Source organism: Kitasatospora sp. NEAU-CNBT7 (assembly GCF_057220535.1).
The window spans coordinates 108,233-129,347 of sequence record NZ_JBXQQB010000023.1 but is presented as its reverse complement, the minus strand read 5'-3'; the positions used below and the strand labels follow the sequence as shown (position 1 = coordinate 129,347).

At 75.2% G+C, this 21,115-nt stretch carries 18 protein-coding genes; 8 read left to right on the top strand and 10 right to left on the bottom strand.

Annotated features, from left to right (window positions below):
• Nucleotides 1–136 precede the first annotated feature (136 nt).
• The 7 genes from AC2TEW_RS26525 to AC2TEW_RS26495 all read left to right on the top strand — a co-directional run bounded on the left by AC2TEW_RS26525 (nucleotide 137) and on the right by AC2TEW_RS26495 (nucleotide 11,791).
• Nucleotides 137–2,614: a SpoIIE family protein phosphatase gene (locus tag AC2TEW_RS26525; protein WP_484625879.1), complete on the top strand. Its 2,478-nt coding sequence runs from the start codon at nucleotides 137–139 to the stop codon at nucleotides 2,612–2,614.
• Nucleotides 2,615–3,098: 484 nt separating this feature from the next.
• The gene (locus AC2TEW_RS26520) at nucleotides 3,099–4,613 is read left to right on the top strand and encodes an oxidoreductase (protein WP_484625878.1); all 1,515 of its coding nucleotides are present in this window, start codon (nucleotides 3,099–3,101) and stop codon (nucleotides 4,611–4,613) included.
• A gap of 173 nt (nucleotides 4,614–4,786) precedes the next feature.
• On the top strand, nucleotides 4,787–6,016 hold the full coding sequence (locus AC2TEW_RS26515) for an MFS transporter (RefSeq protein WP_484625877.1): 1,230 nt from the start codon (nucleotides 4,787–4,789) through the stop codon (nucleotides 6,014–6,016).
• Nucleotides 6,013–7,212, top strand: a complete 1,200-nt coding sequence (locus AC2TEW_RS26510; RefSeq protein ID WP_484625876.1) for an aminotransferase class V-fold PLP-dependent enzyme — start codon at nucleotides 6,013–6,015, stop codon at nucleotides 7,210–7,212. Before AC2TEW_RS26515 ends, AC2TEW_RS26510 begins: the two co-directional genes overlap by 4 nt.
• A gap of 320 nt (nucleotides 7,213–7,532) precedes the next feature.
• Nucleotides 7,533–10,001: a tetratricopeptide repeat protein gene (locus AC2TEW_RS26505; RefSeq protein ID WP_484625875.1), complete on the top strand. Its 2,469-nt coding sequence runs from the start codon at nucleotides 7,533–7,535 to the stop codon at nucleotides 9,999–10,001.
• Nucleotides 9,998–11,476: a leucyl aminopeptidase gene (locus AC2TEW_RS26500; protein WP_484625874.1), complete on the top strand. Its 1,479-nt coding sequence runs from the start codon at nucleotides 9,998–10,000 to the stop codon at nucleotides 11,474–11,476. The genes AC2TEW_RS26505 and AC2TEW_RS26500 overlap by 4 nt, the downstream gene beginning before the upstream one ends.
• 60 nt (nucleotides 11,477–11,536) lie before the next feature.
• Complete coding sequence (locus AC2TEW_RS26495; protein WP_484625873.1) at nucleotides 11,537–11,791, top strand: hypothetical protein; 255 nt, start codon at nucleotides 11,537–11,539, stop codon at nucleotides 11,789–11,791.
• 44 nt (nucleotides 11,792–11,835) lie between these two features.
• On the opposite strand, the gene AC2TEW_RS26490 is transcribed toward AC2TEW_RS26495, so the two are convergent.
• The 7 genes from AC2TEW_RS26490 to AC2TEW_RS26460 form a co-directional block, all read right to left on the bottom strand.
• Complete coding sequence (locus AC2TEW_RS26490; protein WP_484625872.1) at nucleotides 11,836–13,407, bottom strand: MFS transporter; 1,572 nt, start codon at nucleotides 13,405–13,407, stop codon at nucleotides 11,836–11,838.
• A complete protein-coding gene (locus AC2TEW_RS26485; protein ID WP_484625871.1) occupies nucleotides 13,404–13,958 on the bottom strand; it encodes a TetR/AcrR family transcriptional regulator in 555 nt (184 codons plus the stop codon). Before AC2TEW_RS26485 ends, AC2TEW_RS26490 begins: the two co-directional genes overlap by 4 nt.
• A 131-nt stretch (nucleotides 13,959–14,089) precedes the next feature.
• Nucleotides 14,090–14,485 carry a cell division protein SepF gene (locus tag AC2TEW_RS26480; protein WP_051811581.1) on the bottom strand — a complete coding sequence of 132 codons (396 nt, stop codon included), beginning with the start codon at nucleotides 14,483–14,485 and terminating at the stop codon, nucleotides 14,090–14,092.
• 269 nt (nucleotides 14,486–14,754) lie between these two features.
• A complete protein-coding gene (locus AC2TEW_RS26475; RefSeq protein ID WP_484625870.1) occupies nucleotides 14,755–15,270 on the bottom strand; it encodes a DinB family protein in 516 nt (171 codons plus the stop codon).
• 158 nt (nucleotides 15,271–15,428) lie between these two features.
• Nucleotides 15,429–16,298 (bottom strand): NAD(P)H-binding protein, encoded by an 870-nt coding sequence (locus AC2TEW_RS26470; RefSeq protein WP_484625869.1) that lies wholly within the window; start codon nucleotides 16,296–16,298, stop codon nucleotides 15,429–15,431.
• Nucleotides 16,299–16,306: 8 nt separating this feature from the next.
• A complete protein-coding gene (locus tag AC2TEW_RS26465) occupies nucleotides 16,307–16,846 on the bottom strand; it encodes a hypothetical protein (RefSeq protein ID WP_484625868.1) in 540 nt (179 codons plus the stop codon).
• A gap of 143 nt (nucleotides 16,847–16,989) precedes the next feature.
• Entirely contained in the window at nucleotides 16,990–17,535 is a 546-nt protein-coding gene (locus AC2TEW_RS26460; protein ID WP_484625867.1) for a MarR family winged helix-turn-helix transcriptional regulator, read from the bottom strand.
• Nucleotides 17,536–17,686: 151 nt separating this feature from the next.
• On the opposite strand from AC2TEW_RS26460, the gene AC2TEW_RS26455 reads away from it, so the two are divergent.
• The gene (locus AC2TEW_RS26455) at nucleotides 17,687–18,046 is read left to right on the top strand and encodes a YrdB family protein (RefSeq protein ID WP_484625866.1); all 360 of its coding nucleotides are present in this window, start codon (nucleotides 17,687–17,689) and stop codon (nucleotides 18,044–18,046) included.
• Here the strand turns inward: AC2TEW_RS26455 and AC2TEW_RS26450 are convergent.
• The 3 genes from AC2TEW_RS26450 to AC2TEW_RS26440 form a co-directional block, all read right to left on the bottom strand.
• Complete coding sequence (locus tag AC2TEW_RS26450; RefSeq protein ID WP_484625865.1) at nucleotides 18,036–18,800, bottom strand: TVP38/TMEM64 family protein; 765 nt, start codon at nucleotides 18,798–18,800, stop codon at nucleotides 18,036–18,038. The genes AC2TEW_RS26455 and AC2TEW_RS26450 overlap by 11 nt on opposite strands.
• A gap of 9 nt (nucleotides 18,801–18,809) precedes the next feature.
• Nucleotides 18,810–19,838 (bottom strand): deoxyribonuclease IV, encoded by a 1,029-nt coding sequence (locus AC2TEW_RS26445; RefSeq protein WP_484625864.1) that lies wholly within the window; start codon nucleotides 19,836–19,838, stop codon nucleotides 18,810–18,812.
• A gap of 61 nt (nucleotides 19,839–19,899) precedes the next feature.
• Complete coding sequence (locus AC2TEW_RS26440; RefSeq protein ID WP_484625863.1) at nucleotides 19,900–21,090, bottom strand: MFS transporter; 1,191 nt, start codon at nucleotides 21,088–21,090, stop codon at nucleotides 19,900–19,902.
• Between the last annotated feature and the right edge of the window lie 25 nt (nucleotides 21,091–21,115).

Below are 21,115 nucleotides of genomic sequence, written 5' to 3'. Positions count from 1 at the left end.
GTACTGTCTGACCCGGCCGGCCGCACGGGCGGCCCGTGGAGCTGACTCGCCGTCCGGGCGGGTGCCGTGCAGTCTGGTGGAAGCCGGGTTGGCCGGGCTCCGAACGGGAAGGTACCGGGCAGGTGGTCACCTGATCATGCACGGATTCGAGCAGACCGCGCCGGACGGCGCCGGCCGGGATGCGGCGGGCGCCGCTTCGGCGCGCCTGGCCGGTCACCGCCTGGTGCCACTGGCCACCGCGCTGCTCCAGGACGACGGCCGGATCCTGCACTGGAGCGAGGAGGCCGAGGCCCTGCTCGGCTACCCGGCCGGGGACGCCATCGGCGCCTACGCCGCCCAGCTGCTGCTCACCGACGCCGAGCGGCCCCAGGTGGTCGGCCTGTTCCGGCAGATCATGTCCGGCCGCGGCTGGTCCGGCACCCACCCGGTACGCCACCGCGACGGCCACCTGGTCGAGCTGGAGTTCCACACCTACCCGATCAGCGGCCCCGGCGACCGGCCGCTGCTGCTGGCCACCGCCTCCGACGTCTCCGCACTGCGCCAGGTCGAGTCCGACCTGGCCATCCTCGACGGCTTCTTCACCCAGTCGCCGATCGGCCTGGCCGTCTACGACACCGACCTGCGCTACGTCCGGCTGAACAACGCACTCGCCCGGATCAACGGCATCCCGGTCGAGGACCACCTCGGCCGGCGGATCAGCGCGGTCCTGCCCGGCATCAACAGCAGCGAGATCGAAGCCGTCATGCGGCAGGTCCTGCTCACCGGCCGCCCGGTGGTCGACGCCCGCTCGCACGGCCACACCCCCGGCGACCCGCGGCGCGACCGCGCCTGGTCGGCCTCCTACTTCCGGCTGGAGGACCCCACCGGCCGGGTGCTCGGCGTCAGCTCCTCCATCATCGACGTCACCGAGCGCTTCCGCGCCGAGGCCCGCGCCTCCCGCGCCCAGGAACGCCTCGCCATGCTGGCCGCCGCCACCGCCCGCATCGGCACCACCCTCGACCTGCAGCGCACCGCCGAGGAACTGGTCGAGGCGGTGGTCCCGCGGTTCGCCGACTTCGCCACCGTCGACCTGCTGGAATCCGTCCTCGGCGGCGAGGAACCGGGCCCGCTGCGCCCCGACAGCTCGGTGCAGGTACGGGCCGTCGCGGTCGGCGAGGCCTTCGGCTCCGGACTCACCCAGGCCGCCGACGCGGTCGGCCTGGTCTCCCGGTACGACGCCAAGCGGATGTACGCGCGCACCCTGTTCAGCGGCCGCCCGCTGCTGCGGGCGCACGTCGACGAGGAGACACTGACCGGCCTGGTGCCCTCGCCGGACCGGGTCGGCCCCGCGATGGCGGCCGGCATCCACTCGTACCTGCTGGTGCCGGTGATCGCCCGCGGGATGGTGCTCGGCGGCGCCGAGTTCGTCCGCACCCGCAACCCGGACGCCTTCACCGCCGCCGACGTGGCCCTCGCCGAGGAACTGGTCGCCCGCACCGCGCTGGCCATCGACAACGCCCGGCTGTACCGCCGCGAGCGGGAGACCGCACTCACCCTGCAGCGCAGCCTGCTGCCGCAGGAGATCCACCGCACCCTCGGACTGGAGATCGCCCACCGCTACCTGCCGAGCAGCCTGGTCAGCGAGGTCGGCGGCGACTGGTTCGACGTGGTGCCGCTCTCCAGCGGCCGGGTCGCGCTGGTGGTCGGCGACGTGATGGGCCACGGCATCCGGGCCGCCGCCACCATGGGCCAACTGCGCACCGTCGCCCGCACCCTGGCCACCCTGGACCTGCCGCCCGAACAGGTACTGACCCGGCTCGACGAGACCGCCAGCGGCATCGGCGAGGGCCAGTTCGCGACCTGCGTCTGCGCGGTCTACGACCCGGTCGAACGGATCTGCACCATCGCCTCGGCCGGCCACCTGCCGCCGGTCGCGGTCGCCCCCGACGGCTCCGCCCGGATCCTGGACGTACCGCCCGGCGTGCCGCTCGGGGTCGGCGGCGTGGCGTTCAGCGCGGTCGAGTTCACCCTGCCGCCGGGCGGCCTGATCGCCCTCTACACCGACGGCCTGGTCGAGCGGCGCGGCCGCGACCTGGACGAAGGCATCGGCCTGCTCTCCAAGATCCTCGCGGTGCGCGGCCGCACCCTGGAGGAGAGCTGCGACGCCGTGCTCACCGAACTCGTCGCCGAGGGCACCGACGACGACATCGCGATGATCATGGCCCGGGTGCTGCCGGTCCCCGCGGACCGGATCGCCACCCTCCCGCTCACCGGCGACGGACCGCTGCCCAGCCGGGCCCGCCGCTTCACCCGGGCCACCCTGGAGGCCTGGGGCCTGTCCGCCGTCGCCGACTACGCCGAACTCATGGTCAGCGAACTGGTCACCAACGCCATGCTGCACGCCGACGCCCCGCGGCGCCTGCGGCTGTTCCGCGACCGCTACCTGACCCTGGAGGTCTCCGACGCCGGCCGCCAGGCACCCCGCTTGCGGAGCTCGGCCGAGCAGGACGAGGGCGGCCGCGGCATGCACCTGGTCAGCGAACTCGCCCACCGCTGGGGCACCCGCCAGACCAGGAACGGCAAGGTCGTCTGGGCCGAGATCGACCTCGGCCACCGCGGCGCCCTCCCCCTCTGACCACCCACGGGCCGCCGCCCGGACCTGCCCAGCCGGCCCGGGGAACCCCCGGGGGCGCGGGGAACTGCGCGAGTTCGGGAGGTGACGGCCCGTCTCTCCGGCTCGCGCCGAGTGGCGCCCCGCCGGGGGCCGCCGCCTGGACGGGCCCAGCCGGCCCGGGGCAACCCCCCCAGGGGCGCGGGGAACTGCGCGAGTTCGGGAGGTGACGGCCCGCCTCCCCGGCTCGCGCCGAGTGGCCCCGCCGGGGGCCGCCGCCTGGACGGGCACAGCTGGCCCGGGGGAGCCCCCAGGGGCGCGGGGAACTGCGCGAGTTCGGGAGGTGACGGGCCGCCACTCCGGCTCGCGCCAGGTCGCCCCGCCGGGGGCCGCCGCCCGGACCTGCCCAGTCGGCCCGGGGGCAACCCCACCCGCACGCCCCACCGACCCCCCCGGGTACCGTCCAGTCCGGTCCAGTGGGTGCGGGACGGGGAGACGGGGAGGCCCGATGCTGGGGTACGACGAGTTGACGGTGGCCGAGCGCCGGGTGTGGGACGCGTTCCCGACCGGTGCCGCGGTCGAGCTGGCGGACCTGGGCGCGGCTCCCGCCGACCCGGCCGAGGAGTCCGGCTGGGACAGCCGCCGCGCCGTACGGGCCGAGGTGATCGCCGCTCTGCTGCTCGGCGCCCGCCCCGCCGCCCCGGGCGCCGTCGCCGCCGTCCGGCTGACCGGAGCCCGGATAACCGGCCGACTGGACCTGGCCGGTGCCCGCGTCGAGCACGAACTGCTGCTCCGCGACTGCCGGTTCGAGGAACAGGTCACGCTCCGCGGGGCGAGCCTGCGGTCGGTGTCCCTGCTGTCCTGCCGGATCCCCGGCCTGGACGGCTGGCTGCTCAACCTGGACGGCAACCTGTTCTTCGAGGACTCCGTCATCGACGGCCGCCTCACCCTCACCCGCGCCCACATCACCGGCGAACTGCGGCTCAGCGGAGTCCGGTTGACCGCGACCGAGCTGCTGGACGCCTCCACCGCCGACCCGGCCTGCGCGCCGGGCGTCTGGGCGCTGTGGGCCGGCGGCATGGTGCTGGACGGCGGCTGCTTCGCCCGCAAGGGGTTCCGGGCCCGGGGCGGACTGCGGCTGGTGGGGGTGCAGTTCAACGGCGGACTGTTCATGGAGGCGGCCCGGATCGACAACCCGGGCGGTGACGCGATCAGCGGTGACGACCTGACCGCCTCCACCGTGGCGCTCAGCGACGGGTTCACCGCCAACGGCGCCGTCCGGCTGCCCGGCGCCACCGTCCGCAGCCGGCTCACCTTCGCCGGGGCCGTCCTCGCCGGACCCGAAGTCGCCTTGGAGGCGCCGAGGTTGCGGGCCGGCGAGCTGCGGCTGACCCCCGCCGCGGTCCCGTCCGGCACCGTCGACCTGCAGGAGGCCCAGCTGTCCGTCCTGTGCGACAGCGAACTCGGCTGGCCCGCCGACTCCCGCCTGGACGGGCTCGGCTACACCTCGCTGCAGCGCACCGCACCGGCCACCCTGGCCGACCGCCTGGCCTGGCTGGACGGCCTGCCGGCCTACTCGCCGCAGCCGTACGAGCAACTGGCCGCCTGGTACCGCCGGTCCGGCGAGGACGACGCGGCCCGCTCGGTGCTGCTCGCCAAGCAGCGGCGGCGCCGCCGGGGGCTGCACCTGCTCGGCCGGGCCTGGGGCCGGCTGCTGGACCTCACCGTCGGCTACGGCTACCGCCCGTGGCAGGCCGGAATCTGGCTGCTCGCGCTGACCGCCCTCGGTACCACCGTGTTCGGCTCCGGCACCCCCACCGCCGCCGGGGCCGAACCGGGCGCCCCGTTCAACCCGTTCATCTACACCCTCGACCTGCTCCTGCCGATCGGCGGCTTCGGCCAGCGCACCGCCTGGTACTGGACCGGCGCGCAGCAGTGGGTCGGCTACGGCCTGATCGCCGCGGGCTGGCTGCTCACCACGGCACTGCTGGCCGGCGTCAGCCGTTCGCTCAACCGCCAGTGACCGCACGCGACCGCACCCGGCCCCGGGTCCCCGGCCTTCAAGACCCGTGGCCCGGCCGAGCCATGGCCCCAAGGGTGCTGAGATGAACGGCTTCAGATAGTCCGTCAGCTCCCCTTGTCCGCAAGCGCTCAGGTGCGGCAGCATGTCGATCACCCGGACGGGAGGTGCGGCAGATGCCACCGCTGACGGCCGCGCCCCCAGCGGCCACCGCGACACGTCGGGACCTGGCGGTCTTCCTCACCGCCAAGGCGGTCTCCGACATCGGCTACGCGCTGGACTTCATCTGCCTGTCGGTGTTCGTCTGGGAACGCACCCGCTCCGCCGCCGCCACCGGACTGGTCAGCGTCGCGCTGTACGCGGGGGCGATCACCGGCGGCCGGCTCGGCCACCGCTTCGGCGACCGCTGGGACCGGCTGCGGGTGATGGTGGGCGCCGACCTGGTCCGGCTGCTCGCGCTGCTCACCCTCACCCTGCTGCCCGGCCGTCAGCAGGGCTGGTGGCTCTACGTCGCGGTGTTCCTGGTGGGCGCCGGCCGTTCGGTGTTCGAGGCGACGCTCTCGGCGGCCACACCGGTGCTGGCCGGCCCGGCCACCCAGACGGTCAACAGCGTGCTCGCCGGGCTGCGCGGCATCGCCTTCATGACCGGCATGGGCCTGGCCACCGTCGCCGTCCCGCTGCTCGGCTATCGGGGCGTCTTCGCGCTGGACGCCGCGAGCTACGGCCTGTCCGCGCTGGTCCTGCTGCTGCTGCGGCCGACCCTGCGGGAGGCCGGCGCCACCACCGGGCCGGGTGCCGAACGGGTGCCCTCCTGGCCGCTGTTGGCCGCCGCCGGACTCGCGCCGCTGGTCCTGCTGCGCGCCCTGGACGCCTTCGGCAGCTCCTCCCAGCACGTCGGACTGCCCATGCTGGGCAGCGAGTTGCGGCCGGACGCGCCGACCGCGGTCTCCGGTGCGGTGTGGAGCTGCTGGGCTGCCGGGCTGCTGATCGCCGGGTTCGTGCTGCGGCCGCTGGCCCGGCGGATCGTCGAACGCAGCCCGCGGGTGGTGTTCTGCCTGGCCACCATGGTGATGTCGGTGGGCTTCATCGGGGTGTTCTGGCTGTCCGGCTGGTGGCCGCGGCTGGCCTGCGCCGTCCTCGCGGGCCTGGGCGACGCGCTCAGCGAGATCACCTTCAAACAGGCGATGCAGCGCCTTCCGGACGCCCGCCGCGGCCGGGCGTTCGGCTTCTCGCAGATCACCGTGAACGCCGGCTTCATGGCCGGACTGCTCGCCACCAGCGTGGTGCTGCGGCCGGACCGGGTACCCGAGTGGGTGCTGCTGCTGCACGGCGTACCGTTCCTGCTCGCGGCCTGGACCGCGGCCACCGCCGGGCGCGCCACCCGGGTCGCGGAGCCCGCCCGGTGACCGGCCCCGCGCCGGGACCCCCGCCCACCCCCGCGCGTGCCCGCGCCGACCACTCCCACCCCGCGGACGCCGGCCACGCCCGCACCGGCGACGCCTACTTCGACCACGCCGGCCTCGGCCGGCTGCGGCCGGTGGCCGCGGCCGCCATGCGGGATGCCCTCGACCGGGCGCTGCCGCTCGGCAGCGCCGGGGTGGGCCCGCTGTTCCCGGCCCGTGCCGCCGCCCGCCGCTCGGCGGCCGCCCTGCTCGGCTGCACCCCGGACGAGGTGGCCTTCGTCCCCAACACCTCCACCGGGATCCACCTGGTCGCCGACGGTCTGGACTGGCGGCCCGGCGACCGGGTGGTGGTCTTCGACCGCGACTTCCCGGCCAACGTCCGGCCCTGGCAGCGACTGGAGCGCCACGGCGTCCGGCTGTCCTGGGTGCCGATGCGCGAAGGCGGCTACCGGCTGGAGGACGTCGCCGACGCGATCGGCCCGGCCGCCCGGCTGGTGGCCGTCAGCCACGTCAACTTCGCCACCGGCTTCCGCCTCGACCTGGACGCCGTCTGCGCGCTGGCCGCCCGGGCCGGTGCCCTGGTCTGCGTGGACGCCGTGCAGAGCCTGGGCGCGCTGCCGCTGGACGTGGCCGCCACCCCGGTCGACTTCCTCGCGGCCGGCGCCCACAAGTGGCTCTGCGGGCCGCCCGGCACCGGTGTCTTCTACTGCCGCGCCGACCGGCTGGAACTGCTGCGCTCCACCCCCACCGGCTGGTTCGGCCACGAAGGCGCCGCGGAGGTCTCCAAGGGCCCCGGCCGGCTCCGCTACGACCTGCCCGAACGGGCCGCCGCCGCCAAGGTGGAGGGCGGGATGTACGACCTGCTCGGGATGGCCGGCCTGGCCGCCGCCCTGGCGGAGCTGACCGAGGTGGGCATCGGGGCGGTGGCGGACCGGGTGCTGCGGCTCGCCGGCCGGGTCACGGCCGCCGCGGCCGGCCTCGGCCTGCCACTGGTCCTCGGCCCGGACGCACCGGCGGCCTCCGGCATCGTCGCCCTTTCCCGGCCGGGGGCGGACGGTATGCGAATGGCCGAGGAGCTGATCTCCTCGGGTATCCAGGTATCCACCGCCGACGGTGTGCTCCGGATCTCCCCGCACTATTGGACGACGGACCGGGAGATCGAACTCCTGCTGGGCCGATTGGCAACTCTCAAGCCTTGACGCTGCCTGACGGGGTGTCATAGCTTTCGAGCACCCAAACGGTTTCCGGACATCCGGATCCCGGCAATTCGGTGAAAGGAGTTGCGAAATGGCTTACGAGTCCTGGGAGTCCCTCGCGGACGAGGTCGAGATCAGCACCGGTGCAGCGGACTGCTGGACCTGTCTGATCGACGACGCAGCCTGATCCGATCCACTGCGGGCACGCCCTTCGGCCGCGTGCCGGGGGGCGTGCCTCCGGCTGGAGAAATAGGAGGGGGAATCCGCCCGTGGAGCGCTGGGATTTCAGTCGTGGGGCCGTCGGTGCGAATGCGCCGAGCTGGTTGACGTTCGAGGTGCACCGGCCGTATTTCGACGGCGGTGAATCCGAGTTCACGTCCGTCCAGGCCCGGGCCGCGCTGCTGGCCGCCCGCCGGTTCGAGCAGCGCTCGCCGACCGCGCTGCGCTTCGGGATGACCATGCCCGCGAGCTACCGCAAGCTGCTGGTCGAGGAGTCCGGGCTGACGGCGTACCGGGCCGCCGCCCCCACCGACCTGCCCGAACGGCTGGCCTCGCCCGCCTGGCGGCGGATGGCCGAGGCCCACCGGCACCACGCCGACCTCGACCCGACCGCCCGCACCGGCCTCGCGCACTGGCTGGTCGCCGCCTGCCTGCTGCCGGCGGTCCTGGAGGTCGCCCCCGCCGACCTCACCGCCGACGCCTGCCGGGAGCCGGTCACGGCCGGGCTGCAGGCCGCCCGGGCCGTCGCACTGTTCGGCTCCGAGGGACTGTCCGCGCGGACCGTCGCCGCCTACCGGCCGCTGGTGGAGGACCCGGTCCCGACCGTCACCCACGTCCAGGCCGTCGCCGGCTGGGGCTACCTGCTGGCCCGGCACTCCGGCGACGACCACGCCATCCCCGCCCACCTGGAGCGCGCCCGCGCCCTGCTGGCCGACATCGCCGCCGACCTCACCCCCTTCGACCACGCGATCCTGACCGTCCGGCTGGCCCTGCGCGAGGTGATGTACGCCGAGCGCCGGCGCGACTTCACCGGCGCACAGGCGCTGCTCACCGAGGCCCGGGCGACCGTCGCGGCGCTGCGCACCGACGATCCGGACGACGCCGAGGTGCTGCTGGAGTCGCGGCGCCGGGTGATCGACCGCCGGGTGGAGATCGCGGTCCGGCTCGGTGACACCGAGGCCGAGCGGGAGGCGATCGAGGAGGGCGTCGCCGTCGACCCCTGGTGCGTCAAGATCCGGATGCAGGCCGCCCAGGCCGACGAGCGTGCGGGCGACCACGACCGCGCTCTGGCCGGCTACCTGCACGCGGCCCGCCTCGGCCCCTTCGGCACCGCGTACGCGCTGCTCCAGGCGGCCGGTGCGGCCCGCACCCTCGGCCACCGCGAGTTCGCCCGGGTGCTGACCGAACGCGCGTTCCGTGCCGCCCCGCGCGCCACGCTCACCCGGGACCGGCTGGTCGAGACCTGCCTCGACGCCGCGGACGAGCCGATGGCCGAGGTCGCCCGGCAGGCCTCCCTGGCCGAGCCCGGGCAGCCCTGGACCAACAACTGGCACTACCGGATGTACGCCGCGTACTTCAACCTCGGCGAATCCCGCTCGCCCGGCCTGTACGCCGACCTGCCGACGCTCGCCTTCGAATTCGCGGAACGCGGTGGTCGCCCCGAAATGAACTGGCAGCGGCTCATGCCGCCCGCATTCCGGAGCAATCTGATCCGCGAGTCCGGACTCACCGAATTCGCCGTCGACCACCCGGCCGACCTGCCCGGGCGGTTGCGCACCCCGGCGTGGGAGAAGCTCTGCGGATGGCTGGAGGATTTCCCCGGGTCGGATATCGAGACCCAGCACCGGATCGCGGTGGTGCTGTACCGGCTGGGATTCGGGAAGCTGGTCCTGGAACTGCTGCCGGAAATCCCGCCGGAGCGGCTCACCACCCCGGAGGAACTCCGCCTGCACCATTGGCTGGACACCGTCAGGTATGTCGGATCGGTCGGCCGCCGGGTGGTCGCGCCGAGGAATTCCTTCGCCATCGCCCGGCACCCGGCCTGCCCGGTCCGGCTGCGCTTCACCATCGCGGTGTTCGCGGTGGTGTTCCACGCCCGCGAGACCAAGGACCTCGACGAGGCACTGGCCTGGCGCAAGACCGCCGAGGAGGCGCTGACCGAGCTCCTCGCGGACGAGGGCCGGCCGCCGTTCGAGAAGATGATGCTGGAGAGCCGGTTCTACCGCAGCGTCAGCTACGTGCCCTTCCTGCAGCGCGACCGCGCGCTGCTGCGGCAGGACATGGACCGGGCCGAGGAACTCGCCAGAGCGCTCACCGCCGACGGCGCCTACCAGGAGTTCCTGCGCCGGGAGAACCTGCGGGCCTGCCTGGAGAGCCGCTCCAAGGAGTGCTACGCCTTCGGCGAGGACGAGGCCGGGCACCGGCTGGTCGCCGAGGCGCTGACGCTCGACCCGTACGAGCCGAAGACCCACATCGAGGTGGGCGAGAGCCTGGTGAAGCGCGGCCTGCCGGGGGAGGCCGCCGACAGCTTCCTGCGCACCGCCCGGCTCGGCCCGGTCTCCACCGCGCTCGGGTACGCGGCCGCCGCCGACTGCTTCGCCGCGGCCGGCCAGCCGGTCCTCGCCGAGGACTGCTACCTCCAGGTGCTGCGGCTCGACCCCTACGCGATCTCCGCGGCCCGGGGCTGGGCGGCGACCGGTGCGGCGGGCGGGATGGCCGGGGCGGCCGGGCAGTACCTGGCGGGGCTGGAGGCCTGGGGCGCGGCCCGGCGCGCGGCGAGGGCCGCCGGATGACCGTGCAGTGGCGGGTGCGCAGCGAACCCGCGGACGACACCGAGGCCGTGGTGGTGCCGGTCCACATCGGCGAGCTGCCCGGGTGGCTGCCGGCCGCACTGGTGGCCGGCACCGGGTTCGACGGGACGGCCGGCCGCACGCTCCAGCTGCCCGGCCCGGCCGGCGGCCCGGTCACCGTCCTGCTCGGCCTCGGCCCGCGCGCCGACTCGGACCGCGCGGTGGTGCGCGGCGCGGCCGCCCGGCTGGCCAGGGCCGTGGCCGGCTACCGGCGACTCGCCGTCCGGTCCGGCGCGCTCGACCTCGGGCAGTTCGCGGAGGGCTACCTGCTCGGCGGGTACCGGTTCGCCGGGTACCGCAGCCGCGGCCTCCCGGCGCCGGACCAGCGGGTCGACGTGCTGACCGGCCCGCAGGAGCAGCAGGGGGAGGGGGAGCAGGTGCAGGACCGGGCGCGGGCCGCGCTGTTCACCGGCCGCCGCCGCGCCGAGGCCGTGCTGCTGGCCCGCGACCTTGTGAACGAGCCGGGCGGGGTGCTCACCCCGCGCGCCTTCGCGGAGCGGGCGGCGAAGCTGGCCGCCGGGGCCGGCCTGGAGTGCGAGGTCTGGGAGGGCGAGCGGATCGCGGCCGAGCGGCTCGGCGGGCTGCTCGGCGTGGCCCGCGGCTCGTTGGAGCCGCCCCGGCTGGTCCGGCTCGCTCACCGGCCCGCCGGTGCGGGTCCGGGCGTCCGCCGGATCGCCCTGGTGGGCAAGGGCGTCACCTTCGACGCGGGCGGCCTCTCACTCAAGCCGAACGCCCAACTCGCCGACATGAAGGCCGACATGGCGGGAGCGGCGGCCGTCCTGGGGGCGATGTCGGTGCTGGCCGACCTGGGCTGCCCGGTGGCCGTGGACGGCTGGCTCCCGCTCACCGAGAACATGCCCAACGCCGATCCCACCCGGATCGGCGACGTCCTGCGGATGCGCGACGGCACCACGGTGGAGATCCGCAACGCGGACGCCGAAGGCCGGCTGATCCTGGCCGACGCGCTGCTGCTGGCCGGCGAGAGCCGGCCGGACGCGATCATCGACCTGGCCACCCTCACCGACGCGGCCGCGGTGGCGCTCGGCCGCCGGATCGCCGCGCTGATGGGCAACGACCGGGCGCTCACCGAGCGGGTCATGGCGGCGGGCGAACGCGCCGGCGAGCCCAACTGGCCGCTGCCGCTGCCCGACGCGTACCGCGGCCAGCTCGCCTCCCGCGTCGCCGACCTGGTCAACTACACCATCGGCACCCGGCACGGCACCGCGCTGCTGGCCGGCCTGTTCCTGCGGGAGTTCGTCCCGCCCGGCGTCCCGTGGGCGCACCTCGACATCCAGGGCACCGCGCTGGCGGACGGCGACGAGGGCGAGTGGACGGCCGGCGGTACGGGCTTCGGGGTCCGCACCCTGATCGAGCTGCTGCTGGAGGCGGACGCGGACCCAGGGGTGCAGGCGCGGTAGCCGCCCGGCGGTGGTTCCGGGACGCGCGCGGCCGGGCACCCTTCCCCCCGGGGGGTGCTGATGGCCATCGACGGGGACGGCGGGGCGTACGCCGGGAACGATCGGGACGACGGGGACGGCCGGGACGGCATGGACCTCGGACCGGACGATCCGGCGGCGCGTTCGGCCGGGCGGATCATCGCCCTGCTGTGCGGGCTGTCCGCGGTGGGGGTGGTCCTCGGCTGCCTGGTGGGCGTGCTGGTGTTCGGGCTGTTCGCGTTCATGGACTTCGTCCACGACACGGTGGCCGCGATGCTGCCGGTCGACCGACGCTGAGCCGACCGGCCCACTGGCCGGGCGGCTCGGCGTGCGTCCACCGGTCAGGCGTCGACCCGGTCGGCCGCCGCCCGCGGGCGGGCCGCCGGCGCGGCCCCGCCGCGCGTACGGCGCGGGCGCAGCAGGTACCAGGACAGTGCGGCCGAGAGCAGCAGCAGTCCGGCGGCCAGCCAGGCGGAGGTGTTCATGCCCTGGACGAAGGCGTCCTTCGCGCTGTGCAGCAGCTCCTCGCCGCGCTGCGCCGGGAGGGAGCCGGCCGCTTCCACGGCGCCGCCGACGGATTCGGCGGCCCGGGCGGCGGTGTCCGGGTCCGTCCCCGCGGGGACGGCCACGGTGCCGCTGTAGATCGCGGTGAGGACCGAGCCGACCAGCGCGATGCCGAGCGCGGTGCCCAGCTCGTACGCGGTCTCCGAGACGGCGGAGGCGGCGCCCGACTTGTCGGCCGGGGCGGCGCCGAGCACCAGGTCGGAGGCGAGCGTGTAGACCACGCCCTCGGCGGTGCCGACTGCCAGGAAGGAGGCGCCGAGCAGCAGGTAGGTGGTGTCCTGGTGGACCAGGCCGAGCAGCCCGATCCCGAGGCCCATCGCCAGCAGACCGGCGGTGAGGGCGGCGCGGTGGCCGACCCGGCGGGCGAACCGGGCGGTCAGCAGGCCGCCGACGACCGCTCCGACGAACGCCGGCATCTCCGCGATCCCGGCGGTCAGCGGGCTGAGGCCGCGGACCAGCTGCAGGTACTGCGACATGAAGAAGATCACGCCGGAGAGGCCGATCAACGCGGTGAGCGAGGCGACCACGGCGGCCGTGAACCGCGGTTCGGCGAACAGCCGCACGTCCAGCAGCGGGGTCTCCAGCCGGAGCTGGCGGCGGACGAACACGGTCAGTGCGGCCACCCCGATGACGAAGACGACCGGCACCGGCCACTCGCCGAGCCCGTGCGCCGCGGCCTCCTTGATCGCGTAGACCACGCCGATCACGCCGACCATGGAGAGCGCCACGCTCAGCACGTCCCAGCGGCCGGGCTTGGGGTCCTTGGACTCCGGCAGCAGCCAGGCGCCGAACACCAGCAGCAGCGCGAGCACCGGCAGGTTCAGCAGGAAGACCGAGCCCCACCAGAAGTGCTCCAGCAGCACCCCGCCGACCAGCGGGCCGAGCGCGGCGCCCGCGGTGGCACCGGCGCCCCAGATGCCGATCGCGGTGGCCCGCTCCCGGGCGTCCGGGAAGAGCGTGCGGATCAGCGAGAGGGTGGACGGCATGATGGTCGCGCCGGCCACGCCCAGCAGGGCGCGGGCCAGGATGAGCCAGCCCGGGGTGGGCGCGTACGCGGCGAGCAGGGAGGCGGCGCCGAACGCGGTGGAGCCCGCCAGCAGCAGCTTCTTGCGGCCGATCCGGTCGCTCAGGGCGCCCATGCTGACCAGCAGGCCGGCCAGCACGAAGGAGTAGACGTCACCGATCCACAGCAGCTGCGTGCCGCTGGGGTCGAGGGTCTCGCTGATGGAGGGGATGGCCAGCGACAGTACGGTCGCGTCCACCGCGACCAGGGTGACGGCGAGCACGAGCACGCCGAGACCGGCCCAGCGACGCCGGGCGCCCGCGTGGGTGAGGGGCTTGCCGGTCATGAGTTATCAGGTCTCCTGAGAGCGCCGCCGAGGAAGAGCTCGGCGAGCGAGTGGGCACTGTCGCGGGGGGCCAGGCGTCCGTCCTGGACGGCCCAGCCGACGCCCGCGACGAGGTCGAAGAAGGCTTCGCTGAGCCAGCCGGCCGAGAGCTCGATCCGGAACACGCCCTCCTGCTGGCCGCGCAGGAAGAGCGCGCGGACCCGGGCGTCCTGGATCTCCCAGAGTTCGTTGATCCCCGGGTCGTCGTAGAGCTGGTTCTCGCCGGCCAGCAGCGCGCAGAGCGCGGCGTCCGGGACGACGGCGTCGATCAGGCGTCTGAGCGCGGCCTGCGCGTCGCCCTCCTCGATCATCGCGGTGTCGAGGGCGGTGGCGAACCGGCGCAGGCCGAGTCTGCCGACCTCGCGGATCAGCGCCTCCCGGCCGGGGAAGATCCGGTGCAGGGTGGCGCGGCTGATGCCGGCCGCCCTGGCGATCTCGTCCAGGTGGGCGGTGGGGCGGCGGGAGAGCACGCCGACGGCGGCTTCGAGTACGGAGTCACGGTCGGTGGCCATGAACCGAGTGTAGACCAAATGAGACATGCATGTCTCATGAGATTCCCGGCCGACTCGGCCGGCTCCGGCTCCGGGCAGCAAAAAACCGGGGACGGCGGGTGCCGTCCCCGGTGGTACCGCTCGGGGCGTGGTCAGCTCTGGTTGTAGAACCCGGTGTCGTCGAGCGGGCGGTCGATCACTGTCACCTCGACCTCCGCCGGTGTGAGCAGGAACACCCGGCGGGCGATCCGCTCGATCCCGCCCCGGGTGCCGAAGATCAGACCGGAGGCGAAGTCGACCATGCGCTTGGCCTCGGCCTCGCTCATCTCGGTCAGGTCCATCACGACCGGGACCGAGGCCCGGATGTGCTCGCCGACGGTGCGGGCGGACTCGAAGCCGGTCGGGCGCAGCGAGACGATCTTGGCGGGTGCGGGCACCGCGTTCTGCAGGGTCTCCTCGGAGTCCCACGGTTCCTCGTACACCGCGGCCGGGTAGTTCCCGGAGGGCATCAGCCACCCGTTGTGGTGCTCGTCGCGAAGTGCTCCCATGCCGCGCCTCCCTGTCCCGTCCCGTACGCGTCCCCCGGGTTTCCGTGCCTTCTTGACACGTCATCCACTTGTTGGAACTGTCCGAGTATCGCATTGATCACCGGTCTGGTGCCCGCTCGCGACCGCCGGACGGGTTGTGGCGAGCGGGAAATCCGTGATTGTCCGGATGATCCATGCGACGCCCCAGGTCCCCGGGTGGTTGCGCGCGTAGACCATATCGGTGTGCGTCAGGCCTTGGTTGACTATCTGTCAACAATCATGTAACGGGTTCACTCGCCGGTGGCGCCGTCGATCCGCTCGCGGAGCAGATCGGCGTGCCCGTTGTGCCGGGCGTACTCCTCGATCATGTGGACCAGGATCCACCGGAGCGTCACTTCCTCGCCCCGGCGCAGGCCTTTGCCCACGGTGTCGAGCGGTACGCCGGCCGCCGACCGCCGGGCCAGCTCGACCTGCTCCCGCCAGGCGGCGAAGTCGGCGGCCACGTCGCCGGTGGCCACGTTGTCGAAGTCGCCGTCCGGGTCCTCCTTGGTCCAGTACAGGCCGTGCTCGCCGAGGTCGACGCCGTCGAGCACGGCCTGGAACCAGTGCCGTTCGACCTCCGCCATGTGCCGGACCAGGCCGAGCAGCGAGAGTGCGGACGGTTCCACGGAACGCTCGCGCAGCTGATCGTCGGTCAGGCCCTCGCATTTCAGGGCGAGGGTGGCGCGGTGGTAGTCGAGCCAGGAGTGCAGCATCGCGCTCTCGTCGGCGGAGAATGGGGGGTCGATCCGGGAAATGGTCGTCATGCCCGTCATGATGCTCGCCGCTCCCCGGACCGGCCAGCAGTTTTACCGGACGGCCTTCCCGGCACCCCGTGCGCATGCCCGGGTGCCGGGTTTCCGGGGCCCTCGAGGTCCGGTTCGGCCGGCGCCGCCGGGAACTCCCGCCGGCCCTCCCGGGCGGGTCACGGCCGGAACGCCCCGAGGTGCTCGCGCAGGAAGGCCTCCAGGCTCCGCGGCGGCCGGCCGAGTATCCGGGCGACCGTGGTGGTGGGCGCCTCCGGCCGGTCGACGGCCAGCTGCTGGATCTCCGCGACATGTGCGGCCAGCCAGCCCGGCATCCCGGCGCGTTCGATCAGGTGGCGGCGCAGTCCCTCGGCGCCCAGGTCGAGGTGGCGCACCGGGTGGCCGAGCAAGGTGCTCAGCAGGTGGGCCAGTTCGGGGTGGCTGTAGGTGCGGTCCCCGGTCAGGGTGTACGTCCGCCCCGCCAGTTCCGGGCGGGTGAGCACGGCGGCGGCCACGTCGGCGATGTCCCGGCAGTCCACGTAGTTGCAGGGAGCGTCGGCCATCGCCCCGTACAGCGCACCGCCCGCCGCGATCTGCGGGCCGAGCAGCAGCAGCTTCTGCATGAAGGCGTACGGGCGCAGCAGGGTGTGCGGCAGGCCGGAGGCGAGCAACTGCTGTTCGACGGCGTGGTGCCAGCGGGAGACCGCGACGGGGGAGTCGGCGCCGACGCCCGGTGCGGAGAGCTTGACCACGTGCCGGATGCCGCTGCGGGCGGCGGCCGCGACGGCGTTGCCCTCCAGGGCGGCCTGGGCCGGACTGTTGGCCATGGTCAGGAACAGCTGGTCGGCGCCGTCGAAGGCGGCCCGCAGCGTCGCGGGATCGGCGGCGTCCGCCGCGCGGATCCCGACGCCGGCGGCGGGCGGGCCGCCGGCGGGGGAGCCGAGGCGGGCCCGCAGCCGAGCGGGCTCGCGGGTCAGGGCGCGCACCGGGACGCCCAGGGTGGTGAGGCGGTGCAGCAGTGCGCCGCCGGTGGATCCGGTGGCTCCCATGACGACGATCATCGGTGGTCCTCTCGGGTCGTGAACTCCCCGGTCGGGGAGAGCGGGGGTGCCGTCGGGCCCGGGGTGGTCCGGGACCGCTGGGCGGTGCGCCAGCGCCAGCTGACGATGGCTGCCGCCGGGGCCGCCGCGATCGGCAGGTCCAGCGGGAGGCGGCCCGCCCAGGGGGCGAGGTGCGCGGTGGTCCAGGCGTCGAACGGGCCGGTCGCCAGCTGGGCGGCGAGGGCGGCGACGGCGCCCGCGACCAGGGCGGAGCCTGCTGCCAGCAGGGGCCGTGGCACGGTCCGGGCCCAGCGGCGGTCCGGCCTGCGGCGATCCGGCCCGCGGCGGTTCAGCCAGCCGCCGGTCAGGGCCGTGGTCAGGGCCGAGGTGCCGGCGATCGAGGTCCAGGCGGCCAGGGCCAGGTCCGGCTGTCCGCTGATCATGCCGCCGGCGCCGGCGCTCAGCGCGGGCGCGGCGTAGCCGACCAGCACCTCGCGCCGGAGCCGGAAGGGCGGCGCCGGCCGCCGGCGGCGTGGGGTGTCTCTGCGGTCTCCCATGGGGTTCCTCCGGGTGTTCTCGGGGTGCCGCTCGAGGTGCGGCCGGGTCGAGCGGGCAAGGTCATTAGGTGCCTAACTATATGGGCGTGCAGGGCTCAGGGGTCCGGGCTCCGGCCGGTGGGTGCGGTGCGGCCGGGGTCCCGTTACGGCTCGGTCAGTGCGCCGATGCCGCGGGTGATCCGGGCCAGCAGGTCCAGGAAGACCGCGCGCTCCTCGTGGGTGAGCTCGCCGACCATCGCCTGGAGCCGGTCGAAGTGGTCGGGCGCCAGGTCGCGCAGCCGCTGCGCCCCGCGGGCGGTCAGCACCACCACGGCGCCGCGGCCGTCCTCGGCGGAGGGGCGCCGGACCACCAGCCCGTCCCGCTCCAGCGCGTCCACCAGCCCGGTCACCGTCGCCCGGGACACCCCGAGGCCGGCCGCCAGGCGGGAGGGCGACTTCTCGCCGCCGCTGTCCTCCAGGTCGGCCAGCAGCCGGTAGCGTCCGGTGGACAGCCCGTACCGGGCGAAGTGCGTCTCGGCCGCCTGGCCCAGCCGGGCCCCGGCCGACATCAGCCGGACCGCGACCAGGACCGCCTGCGGGTCCGCGTCCAGGCCGTAGTGCCGCAGCTGGCGGCGGGCCTGGTCGAGGGTCGGCGACTCCTCCTCGGGAGTGCCCGGTGTGCCCGGCGCGTCCGGGGTACCCTTGCTCATGGAAAGTAATATGGCAGCTAACCAGTTGGTCGGTCAAGCGCGCAGGGCGCACCACGAGAGCCGGCGGCCCGTCACCCGTGGTGCGCCCCGCGCGCACCTCCTAGGATGGCCCGCGTTCCGGCCGTGGCGGCCGGGGACGGGGGCAGGCGCTGTGCGTGCGGTACTGCGGGGAAGCAATCTGGCGCTCCGGCTGCTGCTGGAGCTGGCCGCGCTGGTTGCGCTGGGCATGGGTGGCTACGGGGTGGACGCGCCGCCGGCGGTGCGGGTCCTGCTGGCGGTGGCGCTGCCGCTGGCGGCCGCGCTGCTGTGGGGCCGGTACGCCGCGCCGAAGGCGACCGTCCGGTCGGCGCCGGCCTGGTACCTGACCCAGGTGCTGGTGTTCGGCGGCGCGGTGGCGGCCCTGGCGTTCACCGGCCGGCCGGCCTGGGCGCTGATCCTGGGCGTGGTGATGGCGGCCAACACGGCGGTGCTGTGGGCGCTCGGCGAGTGGCACCCGTCGATCAGGCGGTAGCGCCCTCCGGGACGGCCGCGGCGGCCGGGGCCTCGGCGGACGCCGTGGCCGGGTGGTGCGCGGCGTCCCGGGCGGCCGAGGCGCGGGCGGCCGCCCGGGCCCGCCACAGGGTCACCACGGTGAGTACGCACATCAGCACGATCAGCGCGCTGGAGATCAGGAACGCCGGGGATCCTGGTGAACCGGCGCTGGCCCCCGCCACCACGTACGCCGCGGTGCCCGGGGCCACCCCGAGCGCGGTGGCCCAGGTGTACGGCCAGAACCGGACCCCGGAGACCGCGCAGCCGAAGTTCGCCGCCTGGAACGGCACCCCGGGGACGATCCGCAGCAGCAGGACGCTGCGGAAGCCCTGCTCGGTCAGCCGGCGGTCCAGCGAGGCCAGCACCTTGGTCCGCAGGAACGGGCGCAGCGCGTCCCGGCCGAGCGCCCGGCCGAGCCAGAACGCCAGCACGCCGCCGAGGGTGGTGGCGGCGATCGCCATCGCCAGGCCCTCGCCCACACCGAGCAGCAGCCCGGCCGCGGCGTTCAGCGCGGGCTTGGGGACGAACGCGAGGGTGCCGACGGCGTACACCACGACGGCGACCGGCAGCCGCCAGGGGCCGGTGGCGCCGGCCAGGACCGCGGCCGGGTCCCAGAGCAGCAGCGAGCCCGCCAGCGCGGCCAGGATGGCCACCAGCAGCGCGAGCCGCAGCCGGACGGCGCGGTCGAGTGGCGGGAGGGCGGGGAGCCTGGGGAGGCCGGGGAGCTTGGGCACGGGACGAGCCTAGCCAGCGGTCCGGGCCGCGGGCCCACGAAGGTCGCCACTGCGCACCGTGCGGCTCGGTACGCCGTCGCCCCGCCGCCCGTCGCCCCGCCGCTCGTCGCCCCGCCGCTCCTCGCTCCGCCGCTCCTCGGTGCGCAGCTCCTTGAGGCGGGCGATGTCGGCGGCGTGCCGGACGCCCTCGACCCGGTCGGGGTCGTGGCGGCCGTCCGGGGTCTCGATGACCAGCGGGACGCCGGCCGTCGCCGGGTGGGCCATCAGCGCGCGGAACGCCTCGGCCCCGATGTGGCCCGCGCCGATGTTCTGGTGCCGGTCCTTGCGGGCGCCGACGACGTCCATCGAGTCGTTGGCGTGGATCAGCCGCAGCCGTCCGGGCCCGGCCGCCGCCTCCAGCTCGTCCAGCATCGCGGCGACGCCGCCGGGCTCCGCCAGGTCGTGCCCGGCCGCGAAGGCGTGGCAGGTGTCGAGGCAGACGCCGACCCGTGGGTGGTGCTCCAGCGCCTCGAGGTACGGGGCGAGGTCCGCCATCCGCGAGCAGAGCGAGCTGCCCTGACCGGCGGTGGGCTCCAGCAGCAGCCAGGGGGCGTCCGCCCCGCGCCGGTCCAGCTCGTCGAGCAGCGGCAGCACGTCCGCGCGGACCTGGGCCAGGGCGGCCGGCCGGCCGCCTTCGCACAGGGCCGAGCCGGTGTGCACCACCACGCCCAGCGCGCCGATCGCGTGCCCGCGCTGCAGTGAGTGCCGCAGCGAGTCGGCGGAACGCTCCCGGGTGTCGGCCGAACCGGAGCCGAAGTTGATCAGGTAGGGCGCGTGCACGTACGCGGGGACGCCCTGCTCGGCGCAGGCCGTGCGGAACGCCTCGTCCTGGGCCGGGTTCCCGGCCGGGGTGGCCCACCCGCGCGGATTGGCGACGAACACCTGCACCGCCTCGGCGCCCACCTTCGCGGCGTACGCCAGGCCGGTCCCGGCCAGGCCGCGCCCGGCGACGGGGACATGGGCGCCGATCGGGTTGCGGGGGGCGGCTGCGCTGCTCATCGGGGGAGCATCGCACGGCGGGCGGCGCCGGCGGGAATCGCGGGCGGCCGCCGGTCGTGGTTCAGCCGACCTGTTGGAGGTCGGCCGCCGGTTCGGGCTCCGCCGCCGGGCGCTGCCGCAGCGCCGGGGCGCTCGCGACCAGGGCGGCGCACAGGGCGGTCACCACGGCGAACGAGACGGTCAGCGAGCTGGCCTGGGCGATGCCGCCGACGATCGCGGGGGCGACCAGGCCGGAGGTGTAGGTGATGGTGGCCACGCCCGCGATGGCCTGGCTGGGGTTGCCGCCGGCCCGGCCGGCGGCCGCGAAGGCGAGCGGGACCACCACGGCGATGCCGATCCCGATCAGGCCGAACCCCGGGATGGCGAGGTACGGGGTGTCGGCGAGGACCACCAGCAGGCCGCCGGCGGCCGCGAGGGCGCCGCCGAGGCGGACCGTGCGGACCGGGCCGAGCCGCCGGATCACGGCGTCGCCGGCCAGCCGGGCGGCGGCCATGGTGCCGGCGAACGCCGAGTAGCAGGCCGCGGCCGTCCCGGCGGAGGAGCCGGTGACGTCCCGCAGGTAGACGCCGCTCCAGTCCATCGAGGCGCCCTCGGCGAACACCGCGCAGAAGCCGACCAGTCCGATCGTCAGCGCGGCCCGCGGGGGCAGTGCGAACCTCGGCGGCGCCTGTTCGTCGGCGTGCGGCCGGACGTCCAGCAGGCCCGCGCAGACCGGCTGGGCCAGCGCCGCCAGGACCAGCGCGGTGACGGCGAACTCCAGCCGGGCGTCGGTCTGCCGGTGCGCCGCCAGCACCCCGAAGGCGGAGGCGGCCAGTCCGCCGAGGCTCCACATGCCGTGCAGGCCGGACATGATCGACCGGCCGAGCCGCTCCTCCACCTCGACCCCCTGGGCGTTCATCGCCACGTCGGCCATCCCGGCCGTCGCCCCGTACAGGAACAGGGCGAGGCACAGGGCGGGCAGGTCGGGGGCGAGCGCGGGGACGGCCAGCGACAGGCACCACAGGGTGAGCAGGCCGCGGACGGCGGCCCGGGCGCCGTACCGGTGCACGACCCGCCCGGCCAGCGGCATCGCCAGCGAGGCGCCGACCGCGGGCAGCACCAGGGCGAGGCCGAGCCGGCCGGGGCTGAGGTCCAGGTGGTCCTGGATCCACGGGATGCGGGTGACGAAGGTGCCGGTGACGGCGCCGTGCACGGCGAAGACCAGGGCGATGCTCACCCTGGCCCGGCGGACGTCCTTCAGTTGCTGCCCCATGTTCCCTGGCCCTCCCCGGTCCGGC

What these genes read in the sequence shown, in the direction of transcription:
- AC2TEW_RS26525 (WP_484625879.1), top strand. Translation starts at nt 137, where the DNA reads ATGCACGGATTCGAGCAGACCGCGCCGGACGGCGCCGGCCGGGATGCG.
- AC2TEW_RS26520 (WP_484625878.1), top strand. Translation starts at nt 3,099, where the DNA reads ATGCTGGGGTACGACGAGTTGACGGTGGCCGAGCGCCGGGTGTGGGAC.
- AC2TEW_RS26515 (WP_484625877.1), top strand. Translation starts at nt 4,787, where the DNA reads ATGCCACCGCTGACGGCCGCGCCCCCAGCGGCCACCGCGACACGTCGG.
- AC2TEW_RS26500 (WP_484625874.1), top strand. Translation starts at nt 9,998, where the DNA reads ATGACCGTGCAGTGGCGGGTGCGCAGCGAACCCGCGGACGACACCGAG.
- AC2TEW_RS26495 (WP_484625873.1), top strand. Translation starts at nt 11,537, where the DNA reads ATGGCCATCGACGGGGACGGCGGGGCGTACGCCGGGAACGATCGGGAC.
- AC2TEW_RS26490 (WP_484625872.1), bottom strand. Translation starts at nt 13,407, where the DNA reads ATGACCGGCAAGCCCCTCACCCACGCGGGCGCCCGGCGTCGCTGGGCC.
- AC2TEW_RS26485 (WP_484625871.1), bottom strand. Translation starts at nt 13,958, where the DNA reads ATGGCCACCGACCGTGACTCCGTACTCGAAGCCGCCGTCGGCGTGCTC.
- AC2TEW_RS26480 (WP_051811581.1), bottom strand. Translation starts at nt 14,485, where the DNA reads ATGGGAGCACTTCGCGACGAGCACCACAACGGGTGGCTGATGCCCTCC.
- AC2TEW_RS26475 (WP_484625870.1), bottom strand. Translation starts at nt 15,270, where the DNA reads ATGACGACCATTTCCCGGATCGACCCCCCATTCTCCGCCGACGAGAGC.
- AC2TEW_RS26470 (WP_484625869.1), bottom strand. Translation starts at nt 16,298, where the DNA reads ATGGGAGCCACCGGATCCACCGGCGGCGCACTGCTGCACCGCCTCACC.
- AC2TEW_RS26465 (WP_484625868.1), bottom strand. Translation starts at nt 16,846, where the DNA reads ATGGGAGACCGCAGAGACACCCCACGCCGCCGGCGGCCGGCGCCGCCC.
- AC2TEW_RS26460 (WP_484625867.1), bottom strand. Translation starts at nt 17,535, where the DNA reads ATGAGCAAGGGTACCCCGGACGCGCCGGGCACACCGGGCACTCCCGAG.
- AC2TEW_RS26445 (WP_484625864.1), bottom strand. Translation starts at nt 19,838, where the DNA reads ATGAGCAGCGCAGCCGCCCCCCGCAACCCGATCGGCGCCCATGTCCCC.
- AC2TEW_RS26440 (WP_484625863.1), bottom strand. Translation starts at nt 21,090, where the DNA reads ATGGGGCAGCAACTGAAGGACGTCCGCCGGGCCAGGGTGAGCATCGCC.